We start from the raw sequence: 8,675 nt of genomic DNA, 5'->3' as shown, positions 1-8,675 counted from the left end.
GATAAATTGTTAAAGAGCAGTGCCGCTTCGCTTTTTCTCAGCGGCGCGGGGTGTGCATATTACGCTTTCCCGCTACAGAGTCAAGCATTTTTTTTGCTTTTCTCTGCCGGAATTCTCAGAAAAATCCCGCTGACCCGGCGGCTTGTTTGCCGTTGTTCCGTGTCAGTGGTGGCGCATTATAGGGAGTTATTCTGAGCTGACAAGAGGAAATTTAAAATAATTTTCCGAATGCGCGTTTTTTATTCTTTATGCTTATTTAGGCGTCGCTTTGTTGGTTAAATGAGCGATTTCTCGGGCAAAATTCGCAACCTGCTCCCAATCGGTATAAACAACCTCTTTGCGCGTATCTGTTTCTCCGCCTGACATCTTCATAATCAGCTTGATCATAAAGCGGTCGTACCAACGATAGCGTGGATAACGCAGCGCCCCGGCAATAACGGCACAGCGATCGGGACGCCATTGTGAGTTCATCAGAAACTTCCGCGCGTAGCTGTTAGTCTGCACAGTCCGCTTCTCCGGCTTGCGTGCCACCAGGTTGACGGAGTAAAAGGCACTCGGCATTGAGTTCAGCCGGGTGGCATGCTTTTTGACAAATGCCTGGAACGCAGAATGATAGTGACCGTAGCGAATAGAAGCGCCAATCACCACGCGGTCGTAGTTTTCCCATTGTGGTTCTTCGGTGCGATGCACATTGGCGACATCTGCCTGGATCCCCAGTTCTTTCAGTTCCGAAGCCAGGTACGAGGCAATCTCGCGTGTTTGTCCGTCCCTTGTTGAGAAAAGAATTAATGTTTTCACGTATTACTCCATCATTCACGCCAGAAAGTCGGGGTAAAGAGCACCAGCAAAGTAAAGACTTCCAGACGACCAAATAGCATATTGGCAATCAGGATCCATTTAGCCACCGGGTTCATGCTGGTAAAGTTATCCGCAACCACGCCAAGCCCTGGCCCCAGGTTATTCAATGTCGCAACAACCGACGCAAAGGCAGAAAAGTCATCCACGCCAGTGGCGATAATCGCCAGCATACTGACAATAAACACCAATGCATAGGCGGAGAAAAATCCCCAAACGGCTTCGAGGATACGTTCCGGCAGTGCGCGATTCCCCAGCTTAATGCTATACACGGCGTTCGGGTGCACCAGTCGTTTTAGTTCACGATTCCCCTGCTTGAATAGCAGCAGAATGCGGATCACTTTCAGGCCACCGCCCGTTGACCCGGCGCAACCGCCGATAAAAGCAGAACATAACAGCAGCACCGGCAAGAAGAGCGGCCAGCGGGCAATGCTATCGGTGGTAAACCCGGCGGTTGTCGCCATCGACACCACCTGAAAAAACGCCTGGTTAATTGTCATTAGCGCCGAACTGTAGACATTATGAAACCACAGCACGAGGGTACAAATAACCACCAGCGTAAACTGTACGCCGATAAACATGCGAAATTCCGGATCGCGCCAGTAGACCTTCAGACTACGCCCACTTAGCAGCGAAAAGTGCAGACCGTAGTTACAGCCGGAGATCAGCAGGAAGATAGCAATGATGGTGTTAATGGTCGGGCTATCGAAATATCCGACGCTGGCATCATGCGTCGAGAAGCCGCCAATGGCGATAGTCGCAAAGCTATGACCGATGGCATCAAAGGCATTCATTCCGGCAAACCACAGCGCCAGCGCACAGGCGACGGTCAGCAAGACATAAATTAGCCACAAGGTTTTCGCCGTTTCCGCAATACGCGGGCGCATTTTGTTATCTTTCAGCGGGCCGGGCATTTCTGCGCGATAGAGCTGCATCCCACCTACGCCGAGGATAGGCAGTATCGCGACCGCCAGCACGATGATCCCCATCCCACCAAACCATTGCAGCATCTGGCGATAAAAGAGGATGGCGTGAGGGAGTGAATCCAGCCCCACCAGCGTAGTTGCCCCCGTGGTAGTCAGGCCGGAGAAAGATTCAAAAAACGCATCGGTAATCGTGAGATTTGGGCTTTCCGAGAAAATAAAAGGGAGCGCACCGACGCTACCCAGCACGGTCCAGAACAGCACCACAATCAGAAACCCTTCACGGGATTTCAGTTCGCCCTTCTCTTTACGATTAGGCCACCACAGCATAGAGCCAATGGCGAGGGCGACAAAAAAGGTCTGGGTAAAAGCGCGGCCCGCCCCATCCCGGTAGATGAGTGCTACCAGCCCAGGGATAATCATGGTCCCTGAAAATAAGATGACCAGTAGTCCAACGATTCGGGTAATGGCGCGAAAATGCATCTCTGCCGCTTCCTTAGTTCTGCAAAACGAAGTGGGGATTATTCTTCAATCGCTAACAATTGCAATGAACCACGGCTAAAATCCGCCAGCTTTGCGGAAAATTCAGCCACTTTCGCCGCAGGAAGCGCCACCCGCAGCAGAACGAATGCCTGATAATCACTGTTGATAATTTTGCCGTCACACTGCCCCAGCAACGCTTCAATGCCGGTTAACTGACTATATTCACATTGCAAAGTATATTCGGTTAATGGCGTCTTGCGTTGGGTCGTAAGCTGGCGTAGCGCCTGATTCACGCCGCCGCCATACGCTTTCACTAACCCACCGGTGCCAAGCAATATACCGCCGTAGTAGCGCACCACCACGGCGGTAATTTCCCCAACGCCGCTGCCCATCAGCTGGGCCAGCATCGGTTTGCCCGCCGTTCCCGCCGGCTCTCCGTCGTCTGAGAAACCCAGTTGCTGTGAATCGTCAGGCGCACCCGCCACCCACGCCACGCAATGGTGGCGAGCATCGGGATGCTCTGTCCGCACCGATTCAACAAACGCTTTCGCCGCCTCAACGCCATCGGTATGTGCCAATAGCGTAATGAAGCGGCTTTTTTTGATCTCTTCAACAACCGTGACCGGTGCCGCGGGTATTAACCAGCTTTCCATCACGCCAGTTTCAGATCCCGGGTCATGTTTTCCACGTTGTTTTCGTGGATCACCACGTTGTCTTCGATACGAATGCCGCCGAACGGTTTCAGTGCTTCAATTTTCTGCCAGTTGAAGTGTTTACTGAACTGCCCTTCACGCCACGGCGCCAGCAGTGATTCGATGAAGTAGATACCCGGTTCGATGGTTAACACCATGCCCGGCTGGAGAATACGAGTGCAACGCAGGTACGGATATTTTGCCGGTGCCGCAAGATGCGTACCGCTATCATCCTGCATAAAACCAGCTACGTCATGCACCTGCAGGCCCAGCGGATGGCCGATACCGTGCGGCATAAACGGTCCAGTCAGATCGTTTTCGACCATCGCCTCTTCACTCATATCGGTGATGATTTGATGTTTACGCAGCAGTTTGGCGATGCGCTGATGGAACTGGATGTGGTAATCCACATAGCTGACGCCTGCTTTCATGGTGGCGATCAGCGCCAGTTGTTCATCATTAACGTCTTTCATCAGCTGTGCGTAGTCGTTATCGCTTTTTGCCGACCAGGTACGGGTCAGGTCAGCCGCATAGCCGTTATATTCTGCCCCGGCATCCAGCAGGAAGCTGCGCATCTCTTCCGGCGCCTGATGATCCAGTTTGGTGTAATGCAGCACCGCAGCGTGTTCGTTAAGCGCCACAATGTTGCTGTAAGGTACGTCGGTATCACGATGGCCGGTCGCGGTCAGATAGGCAATATTGATATCGAACTCGCTCATGCCAGAACGGAACGCTTCTTCTGCCGCGCGATGACCGTTGACTGCCATTTTCTGCGCTTCACGCATACAGGCCAGCTCGTACTCAGTTTTAAAGGAGCGGTAGTAATGCAGGTAGTCGATAACCCCTTTCGGGTTGATGTTGCTGGCCTCAATGCCCAGTTGCAGCGCACGTTCCGGTACCGGGCCGATATAACCGATATTGCCGCGCGCAGCGGGCAGCAGGCTACCAATGCCATCGGCTTTCGGCAGCGCGATCACTTCCACATCCTCAGTCCAGAAAGAGGTCGGCAAAGGTTCGACGTTGTGCCAGTAATCAACCGGCAGATAAAACCACAGTTTCGGCTTGTTCACGCCATCCACCAGCAACCAGCAGTTTGGCACCTGGGTTACCGGCACCCACGCTTTGAATTGCGGGTTCACTTTAAACGGATAAGGATGATCGTCGAGAAAAACATTGAACAACTCGCCGGAGTGAATAAGTAATGCATCCAGCTTGAAGCGCGCCAGTGCATCGCGAGTCCGTTCTTGTAAGGTAGCTATATGATTTTTATAGAGCGAGGCCAGTGATTCCATTTTTTACCCTTCTGTTTTTTTGACCTTAAGTCTCCGCATCTTAGCACATCGTTAATACAGAGCGTGATTTCTGCCGAGCGTGATCAGAACGGCATTTCTTTAATCTTTTGTTTGCATATTTTTAACACAAAATACACACTCCATCTCATCTGGTACGACCAGATCACCTTGCGGATTCAGGAGACTGACATGCTTTACAAAGGCGACACCCTGTACCTTGACTGGCTGGAAGATGGCATTGCCGAACTGGTATTTGATGCCCCAGGTTCAGTTAATAAACTCGACACTGCGACCGTCGCCAGCCTCGGCGAGGCCATCGGCGTGCTGGAACAGCAATCAGATTTAAAAGGGCTGCTGCTGCGTTCGAATAAAGCAGCCTTTATCGTCGGTGCCGATATCACCGAATTTTTGTCCCTGTTCCTCGTTCCTGAAGAACAGTTAAGCCAGTGGCTGCATTTTGCCAATAGCGTGTTTAATCGCCTGGAAGATCTGCCGGTGCCGACCATTGCCGCCGTCAACGGCTATGCGCTGGGCGGTGGCTGTGAATGCGTGCTGGCGACCGATTATCGTCTGGCAACGCCAGATCTGCGTATCGGTCTGCCGGAAACCAAACTGGGCATCATGCCGGGCTTTGGCGGTTCTGTACGTATGCCACGTATGCTCGGCGCAGACAGCGCGCTGGAAATCATTGCCGCTGGTAAAGACGTCGGCGCGGATCAGGCGCTGAAAATCGGTCTGGTGGATGGCGTAGTCAAAGCAGAAAAACTGATTGAAGGCGCGATAGCGATTTTACGCCAGGCCATTAACGGCGACCTCGACTGGAAAGCGAAACGTCAGCCGAAGCTGGAACCGCTGAAACTGAGCAAGATTGAAGCCACCATGAGCTTCACCATCGCTAAAGGGATGGTCGCACAAACGGCAGGAAAACATTATCCGGCGCCCATCACCGCAGTAAAAACCATTGAAGCTGCTGCCCGTTTTGGTCGTGAAGAAGCCTTAAACCTGGAAAACAAAAGCTTTGTCCCGCTGGCGCATACCAACGAAGCCCGCGCACTGGTCGGCATTTTCCTTAACGATCAATATGTAAAAGGCAAAGCGAAGAAACTCACCAAAGACGTTGAAACACCGAAGCAGGCCGCCGTTCTGGGCGCAGGCATTATGGGTGGCGGTATCGCTTACCAGTCCGCGTGGAAAGGCGTACCGGTTGTCATGAAAGATATCAACGACAAGTCGTTAACCCTCGGTATGACAGAGGCCGCGAAACTGCTAAACAAGCAGCTTGAGCGCGGCAAGATCGATGGTCTGAAACTGGCTGGCGTGATCTCCACGATCCAGCCAACGCTCGACTATGCCGGGTTTGACCGCGTGGATGTTGTGGTAGAAGCGGTTGTTGAAAACCCGAAAGTGAAAAAAGCCGTGCTGGCAGAAACCGAGCAGAAAGTACGTCCGGATACCGTGCTGGCCTCTAACACTTCAACCATTCCTATCAGCGAACTGGCCAATGCGCTGGAACGCCCGGAAAACTTCTGCGGGATGCACTTCTTTAACCCGGTTCACCGGATGCCGTTAGTAGAAATTATTCGCGGCGAGAAAAGCTCTGACGAAACCATCGCGAAAGTCGTCGCCTGGGCGAGCAAGATGGGTAAAACGCCAATTGTGGTTAACGACTGCCCGGGCTTCTTCGTTAACCGCGTGCTGTTCCCCTACTTCGCGGGATTCAGCCAGTTGCTTCGCGACGGCGCGGACTTCCGCAAGATCGACAAAGTGATGGAAAAACAGTTTGGCTGGCCGATGGGTCCGGCATATCTGCTGGATGTCGTGGGGATTGATACCGCGCATCACGCTCAGGCGGTAATGGCAGCAGGCTTCCCGCAGCGGATGCAGAAAGATTATCGCGATGCCATCGACGCACTGTTTGATGCCAACCGTTTTGGTCAGAAGAACGGCCTCGGTTTCTGGCGTTATAAAGAAGACAGCAAAGGCAAGCCGAAGAAAGAAGAAGATACCGCCGTTGACGACCTGCTGGCAGAAGTCAGCCAGCCGAAGCGTGATTTCAGCGAGGAAGAGATTATCGCCCGCATGATGATCCCGATGGTCAACGAAGTGGTGCGCTGTCTGGAAGAAGGCATTATCGCCACTCCGGCAGAAGCGGATATGGCGCTGGTCTACGGCCTGGGCTTCCCTCCGTTCCACGGCGGCGCGTTCCGCTGGCTGGACACCCTCGGTAGCGCAAAATACCTCGATATGGCACAGCAATATCAGCACCTCGGCCCGCTATATGAAGTGCCGGAAGGTCTGCGTAATAAAGCGCGTCATAACGAACCGTACTATTCCCCGGTTGAGCCAGCCCGTCCGGTTGGCGACCTGAAAACGGCTTAAGGAGTCACAATGGAACAGATTGTCATTGTCGATGCAATTCGCACCCCGATGGGCCGTTCGAAGGGCGGTGCTTTTCGTAACGTGCGTGCGGAAGATCTCTCCGCTCATTTAATGCGTAGCCTGCTGGCACGTAACCCGGCGCTGGAAGCAGCCGCCCTCGACGATATTTACTGGGGCTGTGTGCAGCAGACGCTGGAGCAAGGTTTTAACATCGCCCGTAACGCGGCGCTGTTGGCTGAAGTGCCGCACTCTGTCCCGGCGGTTACCGTCAATCGCTTGTGTGGTTCATCCATGCAGGCACTGCATGACGCAGCACGAATGATCATGACCGGCGATGCGCAGGCATGTCTGGTCGGCGGCGTGGAACATATGGGCCATGTACCGATGAGCCACGGTGTCGATTTTCACCCCGGACTTAGCCGCAATGTCGCCAAAGCGGCGGGCATGATGGGCTTAACGGCAGAAATGCTGGCGCGTATGCACGGTATCAGCCGTGAAATGCAGGATGCCTTTGCCGCACGGTCACACGCTCGCGCCTGGGCCGCCACGCAGTCGGGGGCATTTAAAAATGAAATCATCCCGACCGGTGGTCACGATGCCGACGGCGTCCTGAAGCAGTTTAATTACGACGAAGTGATTCGCCCGGAAACCACCGTGGAAGCCCTCGCCACGCTGCGTCCGGCGTTTGATCCAGTCAGCGGTACGGTGACTGCGGGTACGTCTTCTGCTCTCTCCGATGGCGCAGCTGCCATGCTGGTGATGAGCGAAAGCCGCGCCCGTGAATTAGGTCTTCAGCCGCGCGCCCGCGTGCGCTCGATGGCGGTCGTCGGTTGTGATCCGTCGATTATGGGTTATGGCCCGGTTCCGGCCTCGAAGCTGGCGCTGAAAAAAGCGGGGCTTTCTGCCAGCGATATCGGCGTATTCGAGATGAACGAAGCCTTTGCCGCGCAGATCCTGCCGTGTATTAAAGATCTCAGGTTAATGGAGCAGATTGACGAGAAGATCAATCTCAACGGTGGCGCGATCGCACTGGGCCATCCGCTGGGCTGTTCCGGCGCGCGTATCAGCACCACGCTGCTGAATCTGATGGAGCGCAAAGACGTCCAGTTCGGTCTGGCGACGATGTGTATCGGTCTGGGTCAGGGTATTGCAACGGTGTTTGAGCGGGTTTAAACACATGCCGGATGCGGCGTAAACGCCTTATCCGGCCCTATTTGTAGGCACGATAAGACGCGACAGCGTCGCATCGGGCATTGTTTGCCGGATGCGACATAGATGTAAATGCCACTGTATAAAGTTTTAGTTGCCGTTTTTCCCGCCTGTCAGGGGCGGGTTTTTTATGGCTTAGATAAACGCAAACGCATCGCCAAACAGGCGATCTTCCCGCGCATTACGCTCACGGCAAAACAGGTCACGGGCGATTTTCGCCATCTCAAAGCGGCCAGCAATATAGATATCATGCTCCGCCAGCGTACCGTGATCCTGCAATACCGCTGTTAATACCGTGCCAGTACGACCACGCCAGCCCGCTTCCGGTTGTTCGACCACCGGCACCACTTGCAGGCCAGGATGCTTCAGAGAAAGCGCCTCAAGCTCGGAGAGATCATAAAGATGCTGCTCTTCACGCCCGCCCCAGTAAATGGTGATATCGCGATTGGGATTACGCGCCAGCGCCGTCAGCAAAATCGAGCGCGCATAAGAGAAGCCTGTACCGCCAGCAATCAGTATCATCGGACGTTCTTCATCATCGCGCAGCCACGCTTCACCGTGAGGAATATCCACCACGATTTGATGATCTTTAAGGATGCGATCCATAACGGCTTTGGCGTAGAGATTGATTTCCGAAGCGCCAATGTGCAGCTCAATGAAACCTTGTTCATTCGGCGTCGAAGCCATTGAGAACGGGCGTTTGTCACGCTCGTCCATCACTACCATCAAATATTGACCAGCACGAAAAGAAAAGGCCGCGTCTGGCACGATTCGGACACGATATACGGTATCCGTGATAGCTTCTACCGAGGTCACTTTACAGCTTAAGGTTGTCATGCGCT

General features: G+C 53.7%; 8 protein-coding genes. 3 read left to right on the top strand and 5 right to left on the bottom strand.

Features of this window, described 5'->3' with window-relative positions; all coding sequences use genetic code 11:
* Window positions 1-195 (top strand): hypothetical protein (locus A9180_RS24670; protein ID WP_222928546.1); only part of this gene is annotated, 195 nt, incomplete at its 5' end.
* 57 nt (window positions 196-252) lie between these two features.
* Here the strand turns inward: A9180_RS24670 and hemG are convergent.
* Genes hemG through pepQ form a run of 4 tightly spaced genes read right to left on the bottom strand, consistent with a single transcriptional unit; the run spans window position 253 to window position 4,245 of the window.
* Window positions 253-798, bottom strand: coding sequence for a menaquinone-dependent protoporphyrinogen IX dehydrogenase (hemG, locus tag A9180_RS21965; RefSeq protein WP_064530601.1), 546 nt, complete (start codon window positions 796-798; stop codon window positions 253-255).
* Between the two features lie 11 nt (window positions 799-809).
* Complete coding sequence (gene trkH / locus A9180_RS21960) at window positions 810-2,261, bottom strand: Trk system potassium transporter TrkH (RefSeq protein ID WP_000545681.1); 1,452 nt, start codon at window positions 2,259-2,261, stop codon at window positions 810-812.
* Window positions 2,262-2,299: 38 nt separating this feature from the next.
* Window positions 2,300-2,914: an IMPACT family protein gene (locus A9180_RS21955; RefSeq protein WP_064530599.1), complete on the bottom strand. Its 615-nt coding sequence runs from the start codon at window positions 2,912-2,914 to the stop codon at window positions 2,300-2,302.
* A complete protein-coding gene (gene pepQ, locus A9180_RS21950) occupies window positions 2,914-4,245 on the bottom strand; it encodes a Xaa-Pro dipeptidase (RefSeq protein ID WP_060612603.1) in 1,332 nt (443 codons plus the stop codon). The genes A9180_RS21955 and pepQ overlap by 1 nt, the downstream gene beginning before the upstream one ends.
* Before the next feature lie 189 nt (window positions 4,246-4,434).
* Here pepQ and fadB point away from each other — a divergent pair, with 189 nt between their 5' ends.
* Both fadB and fadA read left to right on the top strand, forming a co-directional pair.
* Window positions 4,435-6,624: a fatty acid oxidation complex subunit alpha FadB gene (fadB, locus tag A9180_RS21945; RefSeq protein WP_064530598.1), complete on the top strand. Its 2,190-nt coding sequence runs from the start codon at window positions 4,435-4,437 to the stop codon at window positions 6,622-6,624.
* 9 nt (window positions 6,625-6,633) lie between these two features.
* Window positions 6,634-7,797: an acetyl-CoA C-acyltransferase FadA gene (fadA, locus tag A9180_RS21940; protein WP_064530596.1), complete on the top strand. Its 1,164-nt coding sequence runs from the start codon at window positions 6,634-6,636 to the stop codon at window positions 7,795-7,797.
* 171 nt (window positions 7,798-7,968) lie between these two features.
* On the opposite strand, the gene fre is transcribed toward fadA, so the two are convergent.
* On the bottom strand, window positions 7,969-8,670 hold the full coding sequence (gene fre, locus A9180_RS21935; protein WP_064530594.1) for an NAD(P)H-flavin reductase: 702 nt from the start codon (window positions 8,668-8,670) through the stop codon (window positions 7,969-7,971).
* Window positions 8,671-8,675 lie beyond the last annotated feature (5 nt).

The organism is Escherichia sp. B1147, assembly GCF_001660175.1.
GTDB classification, from domain to species: Bacteria; Pseudomonadota; Gammaproteobacteria; order Enterobacterales; family Enterobacteriaceae; genus Escherichia; species Escherichia whittamii.
This window is presented reverse-complemented; position numbering and strand designations above follow the sequence as displayed.

Coding starts and splice junctions, on each gene's coding strand:
- trkH (WP_000545681.1), bottom strand. CDS start 2,261: ATGCATTTTCGCGCCATTACCCGAATCGTTGGACTACTGGTCATCTTA.
- A9180_RS21955 (WP_064530599.1), bottom strand. CDS start 2,914: ATGGAAAGCTGGTTAATACCCGCGGCACCGGTCACGGTTGTTGAAGAG.
- pepQ (WP_060612603.1), bottom strand. CDS start 4,245: ATGGAATCACTGGCCTCGCTCTATAAAAATCATATAGCTACCTTACAA.
- fadB (WP_064530598.1), top strand. CDS start 4,435: ATGCTTTACAAAGGCGACACCCTGTACCTTGACTGGCTGGAAGATGGC.
- fadA (WP_064530596.1), top strand. CDS start 6,634: ATGGAACAGATTGTCATTGTCGATGCAATTCGCACCCCGATGGGCCGT.
- fre (WP_064530594.1), bottom strand. CDS start 8,670: ATGACAACCTTAAGCTGTAAAGTGACCTCGGTAGAAGCTATCACGGAT.